The organism is Streptomyces sp. NPDC091281 (assembly GCF_044757425.1).
Classification (GTDB): domain Bacteria; phylum Actinomycetota; class Actinomycetes; order Streptomycetales; family Streptomycetaceae; genus Streptomyces.
This window is the reverse complement of sequence record NZ_JBIVUY010000001.1, coordinates 540,344-560,868: the sequence shown is the minus strand read 5'-3', so window position 1 is coordinate 560,868 and position 20,525 is coordinate 540,344. Positions and strand designations below refer to the sequence as shown.

The window sequence follows — 20,525 nt, the reverse complement described above, 5'->3', positions numbered from 1 at the left end:
GCGTAGGAGGCCACCGCACGGCGGCCCGCCCACGAAGGCCCGCCCGCCCGGCGGTCCCGCCAGGTCTGCGCTCTCGGGAGGACCCGCCATGACCGCCACTCTGGAGCAGCTGCGTCGCTGCCACTTCGCCGTCGACCTCGGCGCCGCGCGCACCCGCGTCTACGTGAAGGGCACCGGGCTCGTCGTCGACCAGCCGTCCGTGGCCGCCGTCAACACCCGTACCGGCGCGCTCATCGCGGTCGGCGAGTTCGCCGAGCGGATGACCGGCCGCACCCCCCACTACATCCGGGTCGTCCGGCCGGTCTCCGGCGGCACGGTCGTCGACATCGAGATGGCCCAGCGCATGCTGCGCCACCTCCTCGGCGACAAGCTCCGCCGCCAACTGCGCCGCAAGCCGTTCCTGCGGGGCGCCGCCTGCACCCCGCACGACGCCGACCCGCTGGCCCAGCGCGCCGCCATCGAGACCCTCGTCGGCCTCGGCGCGCGACGCGTCGAGCTGGTCGACACGCTGATCGCGGCGGCCGTCGGCTGCGGACTGCCCGTGGAACGCCCCGAAGCCACCATGATCATGGTGTGCGGGGCCGCCGCGACCCAGGTCGCCGTCCTCTCCCTCGGCTCCATCGTCACCGCCGAACGCGTCCCCGTCGGCGGCGAGGCCGTGGACCACGCGATCATCCAGCACCTGCGCCACGAGCACGAGCTGGTACTGCCGAGCCAGTCGGTACGGCCGCTCCAGATCGCCCTCTCCGGCAACGGCCTCACCCCCGACGGCCCCTCGGTCACCGAGATCCACGGCCGGGACGTCGCCACCGGCCTCGCCCGCTCGGTGCGGGTGGACACCTCGGCGGTGCGGGAGGCGATCGAGACGCCGCTGACCGCCGTCCTCGACGGGATCGGCCGCGTGCTGCGCGACTGCCCGCCGGACCTGGTCGCGGACCTCGCCGACCGGGGCATCATGATGGTCGGCGGCTCCGCCCTGCTGCCCGGCTTCGACCAACTGCTGCGCGCGTACACCGGCATGCCGGTGCACATCGCCGAACGGCCCGACGTCTGCGCGGCCCAGGGGCTCGGCGCGATGCTGGAGGGCCGGATCGAGCCGATCACCCTCCAGCCGATCGCCACCGCCTGACCCCGCCGCACACCTCCAGCGGCCCGTCCCCGATGTCCGTACGGCAGCCACCGACACCCCCGGAAGCCCCGCACCCCGCCTCACGGCCCGCACCCGCCTCACCTCCCGCTTCCCCCGCACCCGCACCCGCCGCACCTCCCCCCTCCCCCGCCTCCCCCGCGCCCCCGGGCCCCGACGGCACCCCGCTCCCGCACGCCCTCGGTGCCCGTGCCGGGCTGGTCATCGGCAACGCCCGGCTGCTGGAGCGGGCCCGGCGGCGGGAACGCTGGATCGAGGGCGCCGCCGCCGTCACCGCCGCGCTCCTCACCGGCGAGGCCGACGACGCGCTCACCACCGTCGCCGAACGGGCCCGCGTGCTCGCCGGGGCCGCCGCGGGCGTCATCCTCCAGCCCACCCCGGACGGCGGCATGGAGATCGTCACCGCCTCCGCCCCGGACGACCCCGGGGACATCGTCGGCGCCACGATCCGGCCGGGCAGCCCCGTCCTCACCCAACTGCTCGGCGGCGAGCCGGTGTTCCTCGACGACTCGGCGACCGACCCGCGCATGACGACCCACGTGCGGCACCGGTTCGGGCCCAGCATGATGCTGCCGCTGCGGGCCGAGGGGCGGCTGATCGGCACCCTCGCCCTGCCCCGCCGCCGCGGCGACCGGCCGTACACCGGCACCGACCGGCTGCTGGCCACCCAGTTCGCCTCGCAGGCCGCCGCCGCCCTCGTCCTCGCGGAGGCGGCGGGGCGGCGGGCCCGGCTCGCCGTCCTGGAGGACCGCGACCGCATCGCCCGCGACCTGCACGACCTCGTCGTCCAACGCCTGTTCGCCACCGGCCTGATGCTCCAGGCCGCCCGCCGCCGCTGCCCGCCGGGCGAGGTCGCCGACACCCTGGACCGGGCGGTGGACGCACTGGAGGCGACCGTCCAGGAGGTCCGCACCGCGATCGTCCGGCTCCAGCAGCCGCCCGCCGAGGCGCCCACGGGGCTGCGCGGGGCGGTGCTGCGGGAGACGGCGGGCGCGGCGGCCGTACTGGGCTTCCCGCCCTCCACCCGGTTCACCGGGCCCGTCGAACACCTGGTGCCCGAGGCGGTCGCGGGCGCGCTCCTCACCGCGCTGCGCGGCGCGCTCACCGACGCGGCCCGCCGCACCGGGGTCACACGGGTCGACGTCGAGGTGGCCGTCGGGCCGGGGGACGGCGGGCGCGCCGTCCGGCTCACCGTCACCGACGACGCGGGCACCGGGACGACGGCGACCTGGCGGGCCCCGCTCTGAGCGGTCGCCCGGGGACGGTCCCGCACCGCCGGGCGGCGGCCCGCGCCTTCGAAGCGGAGGCCTGCGTCCCTTGCCACCCCAGAACTCCTTCGTTAAAATGTGTTTACTGAATGCAAATATAATTTCGATCAGCAAACAGGGGCGGCAGAACACTTCGCTCGGAGCAATTCTCGGAGCACCTGGGGGATTAATTGGGGGATTTCCTCGACGCCGACCGCGATCGGGCCGTGTGCATCACCGGAATGGGCTGGACGACCGCCCTCGGGGACGGCCTCGACCAGGTCTGGCGGCAGCTGACGAGCGGCCGCACCGCGGACGGACGCTTACCCGGCGACCCCGGTGAAGCCGACGGCCCCGGCGCGTCCGGCGGCCCCGGCGCACCCGGCTCCCCCGGTCCGTCCCGGCGGCAGATCTCCCTCGCCGTGACCACCGCCGACGCCGCCCTGCGCGACGCGGGCTGCCCCGCCGGGGACGTCGGCGTCCTCGTCCTCGGCAGCAGCCTGGGTCCGCACCTCGACGACGCCGCCGACACCTCACCGCACACCCTCACCGCCGCCGTCGCCGAACGGCTCGGCATCACCCGCTCCGCCTCGGTCAGCACCGCCTGCTCCTCCGGCGCCGACGCCCTGCTCACCGGGGCCGCCCTGATCAGCACGGGCGAGGCCGACCGCTGCCTCTGCGGCGGCATCGACCTGCTCACCGAGGGCAAGCTCCTCGGCCACCGGGCCCTCGGCACCCTCTCCCCCACCGGCACCGTCCGCCCCTTCGACACCGGCCGCGACGGCACCCTCTTCGGGGACGGCGCCGGATTCCTGCTGCTGGAGAGCCGGGCCGCGGCCACCGCGCGCGGCGCCCGCGTCCTCGGCACCCTGCGCGGCTGGGGCGCCTCCAACGACGGCACCGGACCGACCGCCCCCGACGAGACCGGCGCGGGCGCCGTCCTCGCCGTGCGGCGCGCCCTCGCCCGCGGCCGGGCCGAACCGGGCGACATCGCCGTCGTCAACGCCCACGGCACCGGCACCCGCGCCAACGACACCGCCGAGGCCTCCTGCTACCGCACGGTCTTCGGCCCACCGGCCGACGCGGCCCCGGACGCCCCGCACACGGGCCCGGACGCCCCGCCCGAGGACCCCGCCACCGCACCCGAGGACCCCGACGGCACACGTACGGCCCCCCGCCCCGGCCCCGTCGTCTTCGCCACCAAGCCAGCCTTCGGCCACACCCTCGGCGCCACCGGCGCCCTGGAGGCGATCGCGCTGCTGCTCGCCCTGCGCCACCGCACCGCGCCCCCCGTACCGGGCACCCGTGACGTCATGCCCGAGCTGACCCTGCCGCTCGCCACCGGCGGCCCCCGCCCGTTCACCGGCTCCCTCGGCATCAGCGTCACCCTCGGCTTCGGCGGCTTCAACACCTGCCTGCTGCTGGAACACGCCGGACCGCCCGAGGACGAGGAGGACGCCGCGTGAGCGAGACACCCCGGACCACCGTGCCCCCCGGCACCAGCCCGGCCCGGACCCCCGCACCACCCGCCGCCGACCCCGCCCTCTGGTGCCCGCCCGGCACCACCCTCACCGGCGCGGCCCGCGTCGAGACCGACGACCCGGCCACCGCCCGCCGCCGCCTGCCCGGGGTCTACGCCGACCCGGTGGCCTGGCTGCTGGCGGAGGCCGTCGCCGCCGCCCTGGCGGACTGCGGGAGCGCCGCCCCGGACCGGCCGGAGGCGGTCGGCGTGATCGGCGTCGGCGCGCACCCCACCGCCCGCACGCTGGGCGCCCTCGCCGCCGCCGTACCGACCGGGCGGATCTCCCCCATGCGGTTCGCGGGCGCCGGACCGGGCTCCCCGCTCGGCACCCTCTGCGCGGCGTTCGGCTTCCACGGACCGGTGTCCATGCTGCCCATGCCGCCGGACCAGGCCGCGCCACCGGTCAGAGCCCTGTGCGGCGACTGGCTGCTCGGCGACCCGCCCAGCGCCGCACACGTCCTGGTCGTCACGCACCGCACGACCGACGAAGGCAAGCACCAGGCGCACTGCCTGGTCGTCAGTGGGCCCACGCCCACGCGGAGGCCCCGGAGAACATGACCGCGCAGAACACGACGGACACGACGGACGAGTCCCGCGTCCCCCTCACCCCCCGCCCCCACACCCCCACGCCCCACGGCCGCGCCCCGCACGCCGACGCCCGCACCGGCCCGCAGCCCGCCCCCCGCGGCGGCCACCCCCTGGACCCCGCGGCCGTCCGCGCCTTCCTGCGCCGCACCGAGGACGTCTCGGGCGTCCAGGACCCCGGCCCGTGCGACCTGTCCGCGCTGGTGGAACGCTTCGCGGCGCTGCCCGCGCCGCCCGGCGCGGTCGTCGTCATCGCCCTGCCCAACGGGCTGCGCGCCCTGCGCTTCTTCTTCGCGGTCTCCCTCGCCGGGCACACCCCCGTGCTGCTCTCCCCGTCCACCCCGGTCAGCCGGGTCCGCGAGGTCGCCCGCGAACTCGGCGCCTGCGCGCTGGTGCGGGCCGCGATCCGCGCCGAGGGCGTCACCGGCGTCACCCGCGTCGGCGGCGCCGACCTCGGCGTCTTCACCGACTGGCCGTACCGCCACCACGGGCCCGGCCACGTCATCCTGATGAGTTCCGGCACCTCCGGCATGGCCACCGGCTGCCTGCACTCCCTGGACGCGCTGCTGCGCAACGCCCGCCGCCACGGCCGCTCCATCGGCCAGCGCGCCGCCGACACCGCGCTCGTCAGCCTGCCCGTCTACTACTCGTACGCGCTCGTCGCCCAGGTCCTCGGCGGCCTCGTGCACGACTCGCGTCTCGTCATGGCCGGGCCGCCGTTCTCCGTCACCGGCTACCTCGACACCGTCGCCCGCCGCGGCGTCACCCTGTCCTCCCTCACGCCCAGCCTGGTCAAGTCGGTGGTGACGGCGGGCGGCGAACTCCCCGCCCCGCTGCGCACCCTCACCGTCGGCGGCCAGGCCCTCGACCCGTCGTACGTCTCCCGGCTGCTGAAGCTCAACCCCGACCGCGCCCTCTACGTCACCTACGGGCTCACCGAGGCCGGACCGCGGGTCTCCACCCTCGCCGCGCACCACGAACCCCCGCACCGGCACGGCTCGGTGGGCCTGCCGCTGGACGGCGTCGAGGTCCTCACCCGGCCCACCGACACCGGGGAGCGGGAGCTGCTGGTGCGCTCCGACACCGTCTACCGGCGGCGGGTCGGCGAGGCCGCCCCGTCCAAACGCGGCGACCTGCTGGAACCCGGCCTGCTCGCCACCGGCGACATCGGCCACGTCGACGACGACGGCTACGTCCACGTCACCGGCCGGTCCTCCGACTTCGCGATGGTCCGCGGCGAGAAGGTGTCCACGGCGACCGTGCGGCGGGCCGCCGAGTCCCTGCCCGGCGTGGTGCGCGCCGCGACCCGCGTCACCGCCGTCGAGGACGACTCCGCCGCGCTCGCCCTGGACGTCTTCGTGGACGCGGCCGTACCGCCCTCCGAGGCCGACCTGCTGCGCCACCTGCGGACCCTCCTCACCCGCAACGAACTGCCGCTGTCGGTCCGCATCCGGCCCCTCGGCGCGGGCGAGCACCACAAATGAGCGGGGAGCGGGAACCGCTGACGCTGTACTGCGTGCCGCACGCGGGCGGTTCGGCGCGCAGCTTCGTGCGCTGGCGGCGCGAACTGCCGCCCGCGCTGGTGGCGCGCCCGCTGGAGATCGCCGGGAAGGGCGTGCGCTCGCGCGAGCCCCGCGCGGCGACCCTGCGGGAGGCCGCCGAGGACCTGGCCCGCCAGATCGACCCGGCGGGGCGGTACGCGCTCTTCGGCCACAGCATGGGCGGCCTCCTCGCCCACGAGACCGCGCTCGCGCTGGCCGCGCTCGGCCGCCCGGCGCCCGCGTACGTCGTCACCGCGGCGACCCGCCCGCCGCACCTGCTGGCCGGCTCCCCGTACGCGGCGCTGCTCGGCGCGGCCGACGACGACGCGCTGCTGGCCGCGCTCGCCGCCCACGGCCGCATCCCCGCCGAGATCCTCGCCTCCCCGATGCGGCACCGGTTCGTCCCCGTGATCCGCGCCGACCTGGCGCTCCTCGCCGGGCACCGCCCCGCGGTCCGCCCCCAGCCGCTCCCCTGCGACCTCCTCACCTGGTACGGCGCCGACGACCCGGAGACCCCGCCCGACGTGATGGCCGAGTGGCGGTCCTACACCGCCGCCGCGCACCGCGTCGTCGGCTTCGACGGCGGCCACTTCTTCCCCCACGAGCGGTTCGACCGCGTGACGGAGGAACTGCTCGCCCTCACCGCGACCACCGCCGCCACCCCCTGACGGCCGTACGCCGTCACACGCCGACGCGCACCGACGCACGACGGAGCCGGTCGGACCCCCGCCGCCCTACGACGGGGGTCCGACCGGCTCCGTGGCGCCGTGCGGCCGTGCGGTCAGTGCTGGACCGGGCAGCCCGGTGCCGAGCCGTTGCCCCGGACGGGGGCGTCGGTGGCGTGCCGGGTGCCGAGCAGCCAGTACGCCTCCTCCGCGGCCCGCCACAGCTCCGGGAAGAGCGCCGACTGCGAGCGGGCCTCCAGCGTGGACAGCGACCGGCCGCCCAGGCTCTGCGGGAGGTCCGCCTCGCCGTTCGCGTTCTCCTTGCGCAGGCCGGGCTGCCCGCCGAGCTGCGACCACACCATGATCAGGTGGTGCTGCTTCCAGCCGAGGACGCTGCCGTCCAGGCGCAGCATCGCCTCCCGCACCAGCGCCAGCGCCTGGGAGGCGGCGGTGCGCGGGCCGTCGTAGCCGTCGTCCTGCTGGGCGATGACGTCCTGGAGGGAGAGCCCGGCACGGGTGAGGGCCTGCTCGTACGCCTTCCACACCGGGCGGGCGACGCGCCGCAGGTTGCGGTAGCCGGGCGAGTCGAGGCCGGTGGCGTCCTCGGGCAGCGCGTTGCGCATCATCAGCAGGCTGTGCTGCGGCAGATGGTCGGTGAGCAGCCGTACGGCCTGCACGGTGACCTCGCTGAGGCCGGTGGCCCGGTCGAACAGCCGGACCGCCGGGGCGAACCGGTCCTCGTCGAGATGACGGATCGCCCGCCGCAGCTCGTAGTGCAACTGCACCCACGCGTACTCGGTGATGAGATGCGTGACCTGGAAGAACCGCTGGTCGGGGTGTTCGGTCTCGCTCTCCGGGACCAGCGCGCCGAGCGCGTCGGTGAGGTGGAGGACGTTCTCGTAGTTGCTGCCCCGGTCGAAGTCGTACGACAGCAGGGCGTTCGGCTCGTCCGGATTCAGCGACCGCTTCACCTGGCCTCCTCGCGCGTGAACTCGACCAGCCAGTGGCCCGGCAGCTCGAACCGCTTCGACCCGGTGAGCGTCAGGCCGACGCCCGCGCCGAGACCGCGCAGGTCGGCCATGCTGCGCTCGCGCCCGCCGAGCAGGACCAGCATCAGCAGGTCGGCGTAGCTCGCCATGACGGGGTCCTTGCCGCTGTCCAGCAGCCGCTCCACCACCAGCACCTTCCCGCCGGGGACGACGGCCTCGGCGCAGCGGCCGAGGATGCGGGCCGCGTCCCGGTCGCTCCAGTTGTGCAGGGTGTTGGCGATCAGATAGGTGTCGGCACCGGCCGGCATCGGGTCGAAGAAGCTGCCCGCGACCAGCTCGCACCGGTCGGCGACGGGGGCGACGGTGTCCTTCGCCTCCCGGATCACGCTGTCCAGTTCCAGCAGGGTGCCGCGCAGGCCGGGGTGCTCGGTGAGCAGCTTCAGCAGCAGCGAGCCGTTGCCGCCGCCGACGTCCACGACGTGCCCGGCGGACGCCCAGTCGTGGATGCGGGCGAGTTCGGGGACCAGCCGGTTGGCGATGCGGGCGATGCCCGTGTTGAACGACTTCTCGATGTCCGGGTGGGCCTCCAGGTCCTCCCAGAAGGGGCGGCCGTGGGCCTGCTCGTAGACCGGCAGGCCGGTGCGGACGGCGTCCCGGAGGCGGCCCATGGCCGGTTCGAAGCGGGCCTCCATGGCGCGGCTGGGGTCGTCGTAGTCGAGCCAGCGGCGCAGGTTGCTCGGGTGCTCGCTGAGCAGGACGCGGCCCACGTCGGTCAGCTCGTACTGCTTCTCGGCCTGCTCGCCGGCGTCGGCGGCGCCGTCGGCCGGGGTGGTCTCCTCGAAGAGGCCGAGGAGGCTGACGTAGTGCAGGACGCGGCCGAGGGACTGCTCGTCGCTGCCGGTCTCGGCGGCCAGGGCGGCCACGGTCCGGTGCCCCTGGTCGACCAGGTCGGGCAGCCGCAGCGTCGCGGTCACCCGGACGGCGGTGGGGGTGAACCCGGAGCCCAGGGCGAGGATCGTGTTCAACGGGTCTTGACGGAACACGCGGATAGCTCCTTGTCGGTGGTGTGCGGGGTCGTCCGCCGGGCGGTCTCCGGTGGGTCCGGTGAGATCAGGTGAGATCCCATGAGGTCCCGTGAGGTCCCGTGAGGTGGTCCTCGGGCGGGTCCGAGAGGTTTTCCGGGTCTTTCCCCGGACGTTTCTCAGGGGTTTTTCTCGACCTCGTCGAGCGCGTCGAGAAAACGTAGGAGGTCGTCCTCCGTGCCGAGCGAGGTCCGCAGATAGCCGGGGAATCCGAACAGTCCCGCATTGCGAACGAGAATGCCGAAATCAGCGGCGAGCCGGTCCTGCGCGCGGGCGCAGTCGGCGGCCTCGACGGCGACGAAGTTGGTCACCGAGGGCAGGTGCGCGCGCCCGCGCCGGTCCAGTTCGGCGGTGAACCAGCGGCGCCGCTCGGCGGTGGACCGGCGGACCTCCGCGACGAAGTCCGGGTCGCCGAGGGCGGCGATCGCGGCGGCCTGCCCGAGCCGGTTGACGCTGAACGGCAGCGAACGCAGCGTCTGCCGCAGCGTGGCGATCAGGTCGGGGCGGCCGACGGCGTACCCGACGCGCAGGGCGGCCAGACCGTACGCCTTGGAGAAGGTCCGCAGGGCGACGAGCGGCGGCTCCGCACCGGGGTCGCCACCGACACCGGTGCCGGGGCGTGTGCCGGTGCCGGGACCGAGGAAGTCGCGGGTCTGCGGGGTGTCCGCCGCCGCGAACTCCATGTACGCCTCGTCGAGCACCAGCGGCACCCCGCCGCGCGCGGACGCGGCGGTCAGCGCGGTGAGTTCCGCGCGGGTGAGGGCGGCGCCGCTCGGGTTGTGCGGGTTGCAGAGGTAGCCGATGCCGTGGCCGGGCAGCTCCGCCGCGAACGCCTCGGCGTCGACGGCCGTACCGGCGAGCGGGACGGCGGTGCAGCCGCGCCCGGTCAGCTCCAGGCAGGAGCGGTAGCCGGGGAAGGTGCCGTCGGTGACCAGTCCGGGCCGGTCGCGGTCGCCGAGGGCGAGGGCGGTGGCCAGGACCAGTTCGTCGCTGCCGTTGGCGACGGCGATGTGGTCCGGGGTGACCTCCCAGTGGGCGGCGAGGGCGCGCACCAGGTCCTGGCGCTCGGGGTCGGGATAGACGCTGGCCCGGCGCAGGGCGTCCTCGGCCGCCTTCAGCGCGGCGGGGCTGGCGCCGAACGGGCTCTCGCTGAGGTGGAGGCGGATCAGGTCGTCGGCGCCGGGGACGCTGGTGTTGAACGTCCTGCCCGGCGGGCCGGGCGTCGCCGCGTCAGCGGGCGTCGCGGCCGGGGCGGGGGTCGCGGCCGGGGTCACAGCTCGTCCCCCAGCAGCACGCCGAAGCAGTAACTGCCCACCTCGGCCTCCAGGGTGAGGAAGCAGTGCTCGCTGCCGGCCGGGATGCGCATGACGCACGGGGAGAGCAGTTCGTGCCGTACGCCGTCGAGCTGGACCTCGATGCGGGCGCCGCCCTTGTTCGGGGAGACCAGCAGATACAGCTCGTCCACGGGGTGGGTGTGCGGGGCGGCGACCGGCTTGCCGACCAGGGCGCTGAGTTCGCCGCCCGCGAGCTGCACGGGCAGGCCGCCGAACATGTCGGAGGTCAGGTAGAACGGCGCGGGCTGGTGGTGTCCGGCCACGGCGAGCGGGATGGGCAGCCCCTCCACGATCTCGGCGTCACCCGGACATCGCCCGCTCGCCACGGGCGCGGGGGCGGGTGCCGGGGTGGGGGCGGTGGCCGGGGCGGGGGCCGTGTCGCCGGTCACTGGGCCTCCAGGACGAAGAGGTAGGTGTGCGGGGCGCCGAAGGGGATCGTGCGGCGCAGGTGGAGGCCGCCCTCGCGGAAGAGGTTCTCGTACTCCTCGCGGGTGTAGATGGGCACGCCCATCAGCGCGTGGGCCAGCTCGAAGCCGCTGGAGAAGACCGGCAGGGTGTCGCCGGTGCCGCGCGGGCGGACGGTGGTGTCGGCGAGGAGGAAGGTGTGCGCGTGCGGGAAGGCCTTGCGCAGGGCGGGGATCACGTCCCCGCGGGTGCTCGGGTCGACCAGCAGGTCGTGCAGGAACATGAAGCTCATGGCGACGTCGACCTGTTCGGCGCCCTCGATGCGGCGGCCGCGGAAGAGGACGTCGAGGACGTCGGCGCAGATCGGCTGGACCCGGTCGGTGAGCCCGTGGCGGCCGACGGTGCCGGCGGCCAGGTCGGTGGCCGAGGCGCTGATGTCGAGGCCGAGACCGCGGGCGCCGGGGCGGGACTTGACGAGGCGGCAGACGCGTTCGCTGATTCCGCTGCCGAGGTCGGCGATGACGGAGAAGTCGAGGGCCGCGATCTGCTCGTCCAGGAGATGGCGCATCAGCGCCAGGTCGGCCTGTGCGGAACCGAGGGCGACCATGCCCTCGTCGCGCAGGACGTCCTGGCCGAAGACACGTTCTCCGCGCGCGATGGTGGCGGCGTTCGCGAAAACGTCGTGATATCCGCCGACCCCCCAGGTGAAGAACCCTATTTTCCGCCGGAGTTCACTCCAGGCGGGGGTGGGCGTCACCCGGTCGCCGGTCACGGTGAGGTAGCCGAAGGACTCCGCGGCGGAGAGCAGATGACGCAGGACGGTTTCGTCCGTCCGCCGCGTCCGGCAGAAGTCGGGGACGTCGAGTCGGCTTTCCTTGTCGAACCAGGTGAACAGTCCCAATTGCTCCAGGGCGAACACCACGTGCGTGGAGATGAATCCGTTGAACGCGGTGTCGGCGTCGAGCGGGGTCTTCGTGTCACCGCGCCAGTCGGCGGGCGGTAATACGCGGGTGCCCAGCTCTTCGAGGCTGTCGCGGGAAACGGGAGCAGTCACGGGAAGTGCCTTCCTTTTCTCGGTCGTCGCCGCCCGGTGGTCGCCATGTGACCCGGGTCCGGGGCGGACCGGTCAGGTGAGCGGAGAGGTGGCGGAGATGCGGTCCACCGCGGCGGCCAGTTCCCGCACGGTGGGGTGGTCGAAGAAGAGCCGGTTGGGCAGCCGCAGACCCAGCCGCCGACGCAGCAGGATCAACACCTGCGTGGCCTTGAGGGAATGGCCGCCCGCCTCGGCGAACGGGGTGTCGTCGTCGAAGTCGTCGTGGCCGAGAATCTCCGTCCACGCGGCCCTGACCTGGTCGGTCACCGACCCCTCGGAGGCCGGTACCGCTCCCTCGGGGGCCGGCGCCGCCCCGCCGGCACCCGCCGTGGACGGCGTCCCGGACGCTACCCCGGAATGCGCCGGGGAATGCATCCCCGAATACGCCCCTGAATACGCCCCGTGCTGGACCGGGGTTTCCTTCGCGGACTCCTTTCCCCCTTCCCCTCGGGAGGGGTTGCCGAATGCCGGTTCCGGGCGCGTGGTCACACCGTCTTCGCTCAAGAGGAATTCCCCTGCGTCAGTGTGGTTCTTCGGTCGAACCCCGGCTGCGGCGCAGCCGGGCGACGGCTGTGCACCTGTGCGCAGCCGTGTGACGTTCTTTGTCGATCCCCCGTAGAAACGGACGCACAAACCGGTGGATCAACCGGTTCGGTCCCTGAGGTGAATGCTCACCGTGACGGCCAGATTGCCGATATCGGAGCGTAGGCAGCGGCCATCGAGCCAGTCAAGGGGCGATTGTCGGCCACGGCCCGTGGAGCAGCCGGGGCCAACACTTCAACGGCCCGTGTCAACCTCCGGAGGGCGACGCGTGCATCAGCCAATCGCATGGCCGAAAAGGACGTTGACGGCTGAAAGTTTGCACCCCTACCGTCGGTGAGTCGTTTGTGAACGCAGTATTTCTACGGCCGCGTTCGAAGGAGACATGATCCGGCGTGACAGGGGGAACGATGTACGCCGCAATGGGGGCTCCATATCCGGTCGGCCGACCGGTTTTTATCTCCGTCGAAGTCGCCGGGGTCTTTTCCGAACTTTGACGTACTAGGGGATGGACAAGCACCGGGCCAGGGACTGTCCACCCTTCTCACCAGAGCCTTTACCGGCTTTTTCCTTCACCTTTACGCGGTGCTTCTTTCCGCTGCCCGCCGCACCGGGCGCGGAGCCGTGGAGCACCCGCGTCCGTCACGAGATGGATCAGGGAAGTGCGTTGAGGCATGCGATTCTGGGCGCCGGCGGCGTGGGGCTCGCCCTCGGGGCGGCGCTCGCCCGCGCGGGCCACGCCGTCACGCTCGTCATGCGGGAGGAATCCCTCTCCCGCTACGACGGGACCATCGCCGTCCGCAGCCCGCTGCGCGGCGACCACCGGGCCGGGGCCCGCGCCGTGGACCGGCTCGACGACCCCGTCGACACCCTGTGGGTGACGGTCAAGGCACCCGCCCTGACCGCCGCGCTCGACCGCGTCGGCCCCGGCGCCGCACCGGACGCGGTCGTCCCGCTCCTCAACGGGCTGGACCACCCGCCCGTCCTGCGCGCCCGGTTCGGCGACCGCGTGCTGGTCGGCGCGATCCGCGTGGAGGCGGAACGCACCGCGCCCGGCCGCGTCACCTGGAACTCCCTCTTCGCCGAGGTCGCCCTCGCCCCCGAGGACGACCCCCGCCACCGGCCCCTGGCCGACGCCCTCACCGACGCGGGCATCGGCTGTGTCCCGCGCCGCGATCCGGCGGCCGTCCTGTGGGAGAAGCTGGTCCTGCTGCTGCCGCTGGCCCTCGCCACCACCGCGGCCGACGGCCCCCTCGGCGTCGTCCGCCGGGACGCCGCGCGGACCGCGCTGCTGCGGGACGCCGCCCGCGAGACCTGCGCGGTGGCCGCCGCCGACGGCGCGCCCGTCGACGTACCGCGTCTCCTGCGCACCCTGGACAGCCTGCCCGGCCGGACCGACACCTCCCTGCACCGGGACGTCGCCGCCGGGGTCCGGCCCACCGAACTCGCCGCGCTCACCGACCCGGTGCTGCGCCGCGCCCACGACCACCGCGTCCCCGTACCCGCCCTCACCGCACTGACCCGGGCCGCCGCGGACCGCGCGCGCGACCGGCCACCGGCGCCGACCGCCCCGCACGCATCCACCGCCACCAAGGGAGAAACGTCATGACAGCCGGTCCGGGCGAGAAGCTGGACGCGACCCTCGAAGCCACCCTCAAGGAGATCCTCGTCGAGGACCTCTTCCTCGACCTGCCCGCCGACCGCATCGGCGACGACGACGGCCTCCAGGACGTCCTCGGCCTCGACTCCCTCGGCTTCGTGGAGCTGCGCGCCCAGTGCGAGGGACGGTTCGGCGTGAAGATCACCGACGCCGAGTTCACCCCGCTGCACTTCCACTCCGTGCGCACGGTCGCCGACCTGGTGCGCGCCCTGCGGGCCGGTGCGGGCGACCACCTGGCGGTCCCCAAGTGACGGAACGGGAACCGGCCTCCTCCGAACAGCTCGACGTCTATCTCGCCTGCCTGCGCGAACCGGAGTCCGACCGCTACAACGTCACCGTGGACCTGGAGTTCACCCCGTCCGTCGACGAACCGGCGCTCCGGGCCGCGCTCGGCGACGTGCTCGCCGCCCACCCGGCGCTGCGCAGCGCGTTCACCACCGAGGGCGGCGAACTGTGCCGCACCGCCGCACCCGCGCCCCCGGCCGCCTTCGTGACCGTGCCGCTGCCCGGCGCCTACGACCGGCAGGTGGCCCTGGAGCACGCGGTGACCGCCGGGCGGGCCCCCTTCGACCTGGCGACCGCGCCGCTGCTGCGCGCCACGCTGCTGACCGCCGAGGGCGGCGCGCTGCTCGCCGTGACGATGCACCACATCGTCACGGACGGCTGGTCCAGCCGGATTCTGGCCGAGGACCTGGTGGCGGCCTACCGCTCCCGCGCGGCGGGCGGACCCGGCGTCGTCGCCCGGCCGCCCGCCGACGTCGACACCGACCCCGCCGAGCGGGCCGCCGCCGACGCCGACGCGGACGCGTACTGGACCTCGGCGCTGCGCGACGCCCCCGCCTCCCTCGCTCCCCCGCACGACCTCGTCCCCGAGGACGGCTTCCCCGGCCCGTCGGGGCGGGTGGAGGTGGCGCTGCCCGACGAGGTGACCGCGGGCGTCCAGGCGCTGGCCACCGCCGAACGCGCCTCCCCGGCCGTGGTGTCGCTGGCCGCCTGGTCGGTGCTGCTGCACGCCTGGGCGGGCGAGTCGGAGGGCACCTTCGGGATGGTCTTCGCGGGCCGCCGGGACACCGACGCCGAACGCGTCGACCTGTTCAGCCGCGCCCTGCCGATCCGCGACCGCCTCGCCCCCGACGACACCTTCCTCGACGTCACCGGACGGCTGCGCGAGCAGATGCTCGACGCGATGGAGCACGCCCATCTGCCGATGCGGCGGCTGCGCGAGATCCGCAGCGAGCAGAGCGACGGGCCGGGCGTGGAGCGGACGGTGTTCATGTACACCCCCGCCTACGAGGACGTGTGGCAGGCCGACGCCACGACCGTGCGCCGCTTCGACCACCCGGACGAGACGACGAAGTACGCGTTCTCCCTCAACGTCCTGGAGGGCGCGGCCGGCACCCGGCTCTGCGTCTACTACGACACCGCCCGCTACCGCCCCGCCACGGCCGAGCTGTTCGCGCGGCAGCTGTGCGCCCTGCTGGCCCGCGCGGTGGCCGCCCCCGACAGCACCTGCGGCGACCTCCTCGCCGTCTGCGACCCCGGCCTGGACGAGGTCGCGTCGACCGGCGCGGCCGTCGCCGTCCCCGGCCCGCGCATGCCCGAACTCGTCCTGCGGCAGGCCGCCGACCGCCCGCACGCCATCGCCGTACGGCACGGCGAGCAGACCCTCACCTACGACGAACTCGTCTACCGCGCCGGAGAGTTGGCGGGCTGGCTGCACGACCGGGGCGTCGGCCCCGGCGACACCGTGGCGCTGCTGCTGCCGCCCGGCCTCGACACCCCGGTGTTCTGGCTGGCGTCCGCCCTCACGGGCGCCGCCTACCTGCCGCTCGACCCGGCCTACCCCGAGGCGCAGCTCCAGCTGATCGTGGCCGACGCCCGCCCGGCCGTCCTGGTCACCGACCCCGGCGCCGGACGGACCGTCGAGGTGCCGGAGGGCGTCGCGGTCCGCGTCGACGAGGCGACGGCCCTGGCCCGCGGGCGTACGGCGCCCGAGGTCCCGTACGACGACACCGCCGTCCTGTGCGTCCTCTACACCTCGGGCACCACCGGCCGCCCCAAGGGTGTGGTCCTCCCCCACCGCGGGCTGGTCCGGCTGCTGCACCGGCCCGACTTCATCCCCCTCGACCCGACCGACGTCGTCGCCCAGCTCTGCCCGCTCAACTTCGACGGCGCCAGCTACGAGATCTGGGGCGCCCTCGCCCACGGCGCCGAACTCGTCGTCCTCGACAAGCACCTGGTGCTCAGCCCGCGCGAGATGCGCGCGGTGGTCCGCGCCCGCGGCATCACCACCCTGCTGGTGACCACCCCGCTGCTCAACCGCATCATCGAGGACGCCCCGGACACCCTCCAGTCGCTGCGGTACGTGTACTTCGGCGGCGAGCTGATCTCGGTACGGCACATGCGCCGCGCGCTGCGCTGGAGCCGCCCCGGCGTGCTGCTGCACAGCTACGGGCCGACCGAGAACTCCTTCACCTCCACCTGGTTCCCGATCACCTCCGTCGACGCCGACGCCCGCACCGTGCCCATCGGGCGGCCCGTCCCGGGCACCGAGGTCCGGGTCGTCCAGGAGGGCGGCCTGCGCCCGGTGCCGCGCGGAGTGCCCGGTGAACTCCTCCTCGGAGGCGACGGGTTGGCCGACGGCTACCTCAACGCGCCCGAGCTGACCGACGGCCGGTTCGTCACCGACGGCACCACCCGCCTCTACCGCACCGGCGACCGGGTGCGCTGGACGGCGGACGGGCTGCTGGAGTTCATCGGCCGCGACGACAACCAGGTGAAGATCCGCAGCCAGCGCGTCGAACTCGGCGAGGTGGAAGCGGTGCTGGACAGCCACCCGGCCGTCGAGTCGGTCTTCGTCACGACGCGCCTCAACCGGCGCCGCGAGAAGGAGATCGTCGCCTACGCGGTCGCCGCGCCCGGCACCGGCGCCGACGACCTCACCCGGCACGCCAAGCTCCGCCTCCCCTCCTTCGCCGTCCCCACCCACCTCGTCCTCCTCGACGCCCTGCCGCTGACCCCGACCGGCAAGATCGACCGGCGGCGGCTGCCGGAGGTGACGGAGGGGGCACGGGACACGGAGGCTTCGGAGGAGGCGGGCGCGGCGGAAGGGACGGAGACGGCCCGGCCACCGGAGTCTCCCCCTGCTCCCGCCACGCCCCCGGAGCCCGTGGCGCCTCCCGGTCCCGCCCTGCCCGCCGTGCTGGAAGGGGTCCGTGCCGCGTGGCGGGCGGTCCTGGAGCACGACGGGTTCGGCCCCGACCGCAACTTCTTCGACGCGGGCGGCCACTCCCTGCTGCTGGTCCGCCTCCAGGAGCAGCTCCGCCTGGCGACCGGCGCCGACCTCCCGGTCATCGACCTCCTCCGGTACGTCACGGTGCAGGACCAGGCACGGCTGATCGTGGAACGGGGCGCGGCGGCGGGGGGTACGGCAGCCCGCCCGGACACACCAAGTCCCGTACAGACAACGGACGTTGCCCCACTCGCCCCCCGCCCGGCGCCCGCGCCCGCCTCCGCCACGGCGGCCACTCCTGCCCCCGGCCCCCACCTCCTCGCCCTCTCCGCCGCCACCCCCGAAGCGCTCGCCGCCGCCCGTGAGCGGCTGGCCGCGCACCTGGAGGCGGCCCCCGCCTTGGCGCTCGCCGACGTGGCGCACACCCTGGACACCGGCCGGGAACGCTTCCCCCACCGGTTCGCCGTGGTGGCCCACGACACCGCGGAGGCGGTACGGCTCCTGCGCACCGGCCCCGCGCCCGACCCGGCCGCCCCCGGCGCGCCCCCGGCGGTCGTGCTGGCCTGCGCCGACCCCGAGACCCCGGACGAGGTCACCGACGTGGGCCCGACAGCGGAGCGGCTCGCCCGGCGGGTGGCCCAACGCCTGGCCCTGGCCACCCGGTTGACCGCGCGCGGTGTCGCACCGGCGGCCGTGTACGGCACCGGGACCGGCCGGCTCGCCGCCGCCGTCCTGAGCGGCGCCCTCACCGCAGAGGAGGCCGCGGGGATCGCGGCGGGCGGGCCCGTACCGCCCCGGCTGCGCGCCACCCGCCTGCTGTGGAGCACCGCGCTCGGCCCGGTCCCGCCGGACGAGCCCGCCCCGCAGGAGCAGCACCTGACGGCCGAGGCCGAGCCCGCCAAGCTGCTCCAGCTGGTCCGGGACCGGCTCGGCGAGGTCGCCGTGCTGGACGTCCCCGCCGCCGTCCCCACGGAGGCCGAGCTGCTGGCCGCGCTGGCCGCGCTGTGGTGCCGGGGTGTCGAGGTCCGTACGGGCCCCGCCGCCGGTACGACGGCCCGGCGGCTCCGCCTGCCCGGCCACCCCCTGTCCTGGGCGCACCCCGTGCCCGACGCACGCCCTTGAAGGAAGGTCCGCATGCCGCACGTACGTGGCGAAGCCGCCGTTCTCGTCGCACCCGGGCGACTGGAGGTGGAGGAGGTCGCGTTCCGCGACCTGGCCGAGGACGAGGTGCTGGTCCGCAACACGCTGGCCGCGATCTGCGGCAGTGACGTGCACCGGGTCCGCGCCGAGTCCCCGTTCTTCCGGGACATGCGCGACCACCCCTACCCCTGCCCGGCGGGCTACCCCGGCCACGAGGGCGTCGGCGAGGTCGTCGAGAGCCGCTCGGCCCGCTTCACGCCCGGCGACCTGGTGCTCACCGTGCCCAACCACGCCTATATGGCGTCGTTCGCCCGCTACCAGACCATCGGCGACCGCTTCCTGCTGCCGCTGAAGCGGGGTGCGGCAGCCCCGTCGACGCACCTCATGGCGCAGCAGCTCGGCACGGTCGTGTTCGCGCTGAAGCGGTTCTGGCCCGAGCCGGTCCCCGAGGGCCGCACGGCCGCCGTGGTCGGCGTCGGCTCGGCGGGCCTGCTGTTCCTCCAGACGCTGCGCCACCGCGGCTTCGAGAAGGTCGTCGCGGTGGACCAGGAGCCGGGGCGGCTGGCGGTGGCCCGCTCGCTCGGCGCCGACGCGACCGTGCTGGTGCCGGGCCAGAGCGCCGAGGAAGTCGTCATGGAGGTCACCGGCGGCCGGGGCGCCGACCTCGTGGTGGAGGCGGCGGGCACCGACGGGGCGCGGACGCACGCCATGCGGATGGTCGGCCAGCAGGGCCGGCTGGGCTTCTTCGGGATGCCGGAGGAGTACGACATGAGCATCCCGTACGCCCATCTCTTCGTGCGCAACGCCCAGTTGATCCACGCCGTGGGCGGGGCCCAACTGGAGCCGGGACTGGTGTCGTTCCGTACGGCGCTGGACCTCATCGGGGACGGGCTGATCAAGGTCGACGACCACATCACCCACACCCTGGACATCAAGAACATCGCCGACGCCGTCGAGTTGGCGCACACCCGGCAGGACGACGTGGTGAAGGTGGCGATCAGCTTTGACTGAGCCGCGCTCCCCCGGCACCGGCCCGTCGCCCGGTGCACCCGAGCCGCTGTCCGCGTCGGCGTCGGGTGCGGTGTCCGGACCGGTGGACGACCCGATCGCCGTCATCGGGGTCGGCGGCCGGTTCGCGGACGCCCCGGACACGGCGGCGTTCTGGGCCAACCTGGTCGCGGGCCGCGACTGCTTCCGGCGTGAGCCCGTGCCGGTGGTGGAGGACCTCGGCGGCGACCGGCTGCGCGTCCACTCCTGGGGCGTCGCCCCGCACCGGGACCGCTACGACGCCGCGCTGGTCGGCGTCGAGGGCCTGGACCCGCAGCACGGCATGCTCCAGGAGTCGCTGTGGCAGGCCGCCGAGGACGCCGGGCTGCGGCTCTCCGCGATCGCCGACCGCACGGCCGTGTACGCGGGATGCGCCCGCACCAAGCACGTGCCGCGGGCCGCGTTCGACGACGTCGTGCACGTCGACCCGACCTTCGCCGGACCGTACTTCTCCTACCTCCAGGACCTGTGGGGCGAGTCCGTGATGCTGGACTCGGCGTGCGCGACCTCCGCGGTGGCGGTCCATCTGGCCTGCCAGAGCCTGCGGTTGCACACCTGCGACTACGCGCTCGCGGGCGCGGTCGCCGTCCAGGAGGACGCCGACGGCTCCTACGTCCGCACCCCGCGCAGCATCTACTCGACCGAGGGCATCGTGCGCCCCTTCGACCGGCGGCACAACGGCGTCGTACCGGGCGACGGTTCGGGCGCGGTGCTGCTGCGGCGCCTGGCCGACGCCCGCCGCGACGGCGACCCCGTCCACGCCGTGATCCGGGGCAGCTCCGTCACCAACGACGGCCGCGCCAAGGCCGGTTTCGTCATCCCCGGCGTGGACGGCAAGGTCCGCGCGGTGCGGCGCGCCCTGGACGCGGCTGGTCTGACCGGCGCCGACCTCGACTACGTCGAGACGCACGGCGTCGGCATCCCGCTCAACGACCAGATCGAGGCGACCGCGCTGATCGAGGCGCTCGGCACCGAGGGGCCGCCGCTCGCGGTCGGCTCGGTGAAGGCCTCCGTCGGCCACTGCGACACGGCCGCCGGGATGGCCGCGCTGATCAAGACCTGCCTCGCCCTCGACCACGGGTATCTGCCCGCGACCCCCAACACGGCCGATCCCATCGAGGAGTTCACCGGCCGGGGCGCCCGCTTCGGCATCCTCCCCGAGGGCCGCCCGTGGCCCGTGAACAGCCGCCCCCGCACGGCCGGACTGATGTCGGCCGGCGTGGGCGGCACCAACGCCTTCCTCGTCCTGGAGGAAGCACCCGCTGTCTGAACACTTTCCGACGCTTTCCGACACAC

17 protein-coding genes are annotated in these 20,525 nt (G+C 74.8%); 11 read left to right on the top strand and 6 right to left on the bottom strand.

What is annotated here, in order from left to right:
• Positions 1-88: 88 nt before the first annotated feature.
• The 6 genes from ACIQPQ_RS02415 (at position 89) to ACIQPQ_RS02390 (ending at position 6,710) form a co-directional block, all read left to right on the top strand.
• Positions 89-1,129 carry a rod shape-determining protein gene (locus ACIQPQ_RS02415; RefSeq protein WP_401298646.1) on the top strand — a complete coding sequence of 347 codons (1,041 nt, stop codon included), beginning with the start codon at positions 89-91 and terminating at the stop codon, positions 1,127-1,129.
• Complete coding sequence (locus tag ACIQPQ_RS02410; protein WP_401299588.1) at positions 1,051-2,394, top strand: GAF domain-containing sensor histidine kinase; 1,344 nt, start codon at positions 1,051-1,053, stop codon at positions 2,392-2,394. Before ACIQPQ_RS02415 ends, ACIQPQ_RS02410 begins: the two co-directional genes overlap by 79 nt.
• A 227-nt stretch (positions 2,395-2,621) precedes the next feature.
• Entirely contained in the window at positions 2,622-3,860 is a 1,239-nt protein-coding gene (locus tag ACIQPQ_RS02405) for a beta-ketoacyl synthase N-terminal-like domain-containing protein (protein ID WP_401298643.1), read from the top strand.
• A complete protein-coding gene (locus ACIQPQ_RS02400; RefSeq protein ID WP_401298640.1) occupies positions 3,857-4,474 on the top strand; it encodes a polyketide synthase in 618 nt (205 codons plus the stop codon). Before ACIQPQ_RS02405 ends, ACIQPQ_RS02400 begins: the two co-directional genes overlap by 4 nt.
• A complete protein-coding gene (locus ACIQPQ_RS02395; RefSeq protein WP_401298637.1) occupies positions 4,471-5,985 on the top strand; it encodes a class I adenylate-forming enzyme family protein in 1,515 nt (504 codons plus the stop codon). Before ACIQPQ_RS02400 ends, ACIQPQ_RS02395 begins: the two co-directional genes overlap by 4 nt.
• Complete coding sequence (locus ACIQPQ_RS02390; RefSeq protein ID WP_401298635.1) at positions 5,982-6,710, top strand: thioesterase II family protein; 729 nt, start codon at positions 5,982-5,984, stop codon at positions 6,708-6,710. The genes ACIQPQ_RS02395 and ACIQPQ_RS02390 overlap by 4 nt, the downstream gene beginning before the upstream one ends.
• Positions 6,711-6,823: 113 nt before the next feature.
• Here the strand turns inward: ACIQPQ_RS02390 and ACIQPQ_RS02385 are convergent, their stop codons facing one another.
• The 6 genes from ACIQPQ_RS02385 to ACIQPQ_RS02360 all read right to left on the bottom strand — a co-directional run bounded on the left by ACIQPQ_RS02385 (position 6,824) and on the right by ACIQPQ_RS02360 (position 11,877).
• Complete coding sequence (locus ACIQPQ_RS02385; protein ID WP_401298633.1) at positions 6,824-7,678, bottom strand: hypothetical protein; 855 nt, start codon at positions 7,676-7,678, stop codon at positions 6,824-6,826.
• Positions 7,675-8,739 (bottom strand): methyltransferase, encoded by a 1,065-nt coding sequence (locus ACIQPQ_RS02380; RefSeq protein WP_401298630.1) that lies wholly within the window; start codon positions 8,737-8,739, stop codon positions 7,675-7,677. Before ACIQPQ_RS02380 ends, ACIQPQ_RS02385 begins: the two co-directional genes overlap by 4 nt.
• Positions 8,740-8,897: 158 nt before the next feature.
• Positions 8,898-10,052: a pyridoxal phosphate-dependent aminotransferase gene (locus ACIQPQ_RS02375; RefSeq protein ID WP_401298628.1), complete on the bottom strand. Its 1,155-nt coding sequence runs from the start codon at positions 10,050-10,052 to the stop codon at positions 8,898-8,900.
• Positions 10,049-10,501, bottom strand: a complete 453-nt coding sequence (locus tag ACIQPQ_RS02370; protein WP_401298625.1) for a cupin domain-containing protein — start codon at positions 10,499-10,501, stop codon at positions 10,049-10,051. The genes ACIQPQ_RS02375 and ACIQPQ_RS02370 overlap by 4 nt, the downstream gene beginning before the upstream one ends.
• Entirely contained in the window at positions 10,498-11,571 is a 1,074-nt protein-coding gene (locus tag ACIQPQ_RS02365; protein WP_383776106.1) for an SAM-dependent methyltransferase, read from the bottom strand. The genes ACIQPQ_RS02370 and ACIQPQ_RS02365 overlap by 4 nt, the downstream gene beginning before the upstream one ends.
• Before the next feature lie 72 nt (positions 11,572-11,643).
• Positions 11,644-11,877, bottom strand: coding sequence for an acyl carrier protein (locus tag ACIQPQ_RS02360; protein ID WP_383776104.1), 234 nt, complete (start codon positions 11,875-11,877; stop codon positions 11,644-11,646).
• A 940-nt stretch (positions 11,878-12,817) separates the two neighbouring features.
• On the opposite strand from ACIQPQ_RS02360, the gene ACIQPQ_RS02355 reads away from it, so the two are divergent.
• From ACIQPQ_RS02355 to ACIQPQ_RS02335, 5 genes are read left to right on the top strand one after another with little or no spacing between them, the layout of a single operon-like run.
• A complete protein-coding gene (locus ACIQPQ_RS02355) occupies positions 12,818-13,759 on the top strand; it encodes a ketopantoate reductase family protein (protein WP_401298621.1) in 942 nt (313 codons plus the stop codon).
• Positions 13,756-14,061: an acyl carrier protein gene (locus tag ACIQPQ_RS02350; RefSeq protein WP_401298619.1), complete on the top strand. Its 306-nt coding sequence runs from the start codon at positions 13,756-13,758 to the stop codon at positions 14,059-14,061. Before ACIQPQ_RS02355 ends, ACIQPQ_RS02350 begins: the two co-directional genes overlap by 4 nt.
• Positions 14,058-18,164 (top strand): amino acid adenylation domain-containing protein, encoded by a 4,107-nt coding sequence (locus ACIQPQ_RS02345; RefSeq protein WP_401298617.1) that lies wholly within the window; start codon positions 14,058-14,060, stop codon positions 18,162-18,164. Before ACIQPQ_RS02350 ends, ACIQPQ_RS02345 begins: the two co-directional genes overlap by 4 nt.
• A 12-nt stretch (positions 18,165-18,176) precedes the next feature.
• Positions 18,177-19,193, top strand: coding sequence for a zinc-binding dehydrogenase (locus tag ACIQPQ_RS02340; RefSeq protein WP_383776093.1), 1,017 nt, complete (start codon positions 18,177-18,179; stop codon positions 19,191-19,193).
• On the top strand, positions 19,186-20,499 hold the full coding sequence (locus tag ACIQPQ_RS02335) for a polyketide synthase (RefSeq protein WP_401298614.1): 1,314 nt from the start codon (positions 19,186-19,188) through the stop codon (positions 20,497-20,499). Before ACIQPQ_RS02340 ends, ACIQPQ_RS02335 begins: the two co-directional genes overlap by 8 nt.
• Positions 20,500-20,525 lie beyond the last annotated feature (26 nt).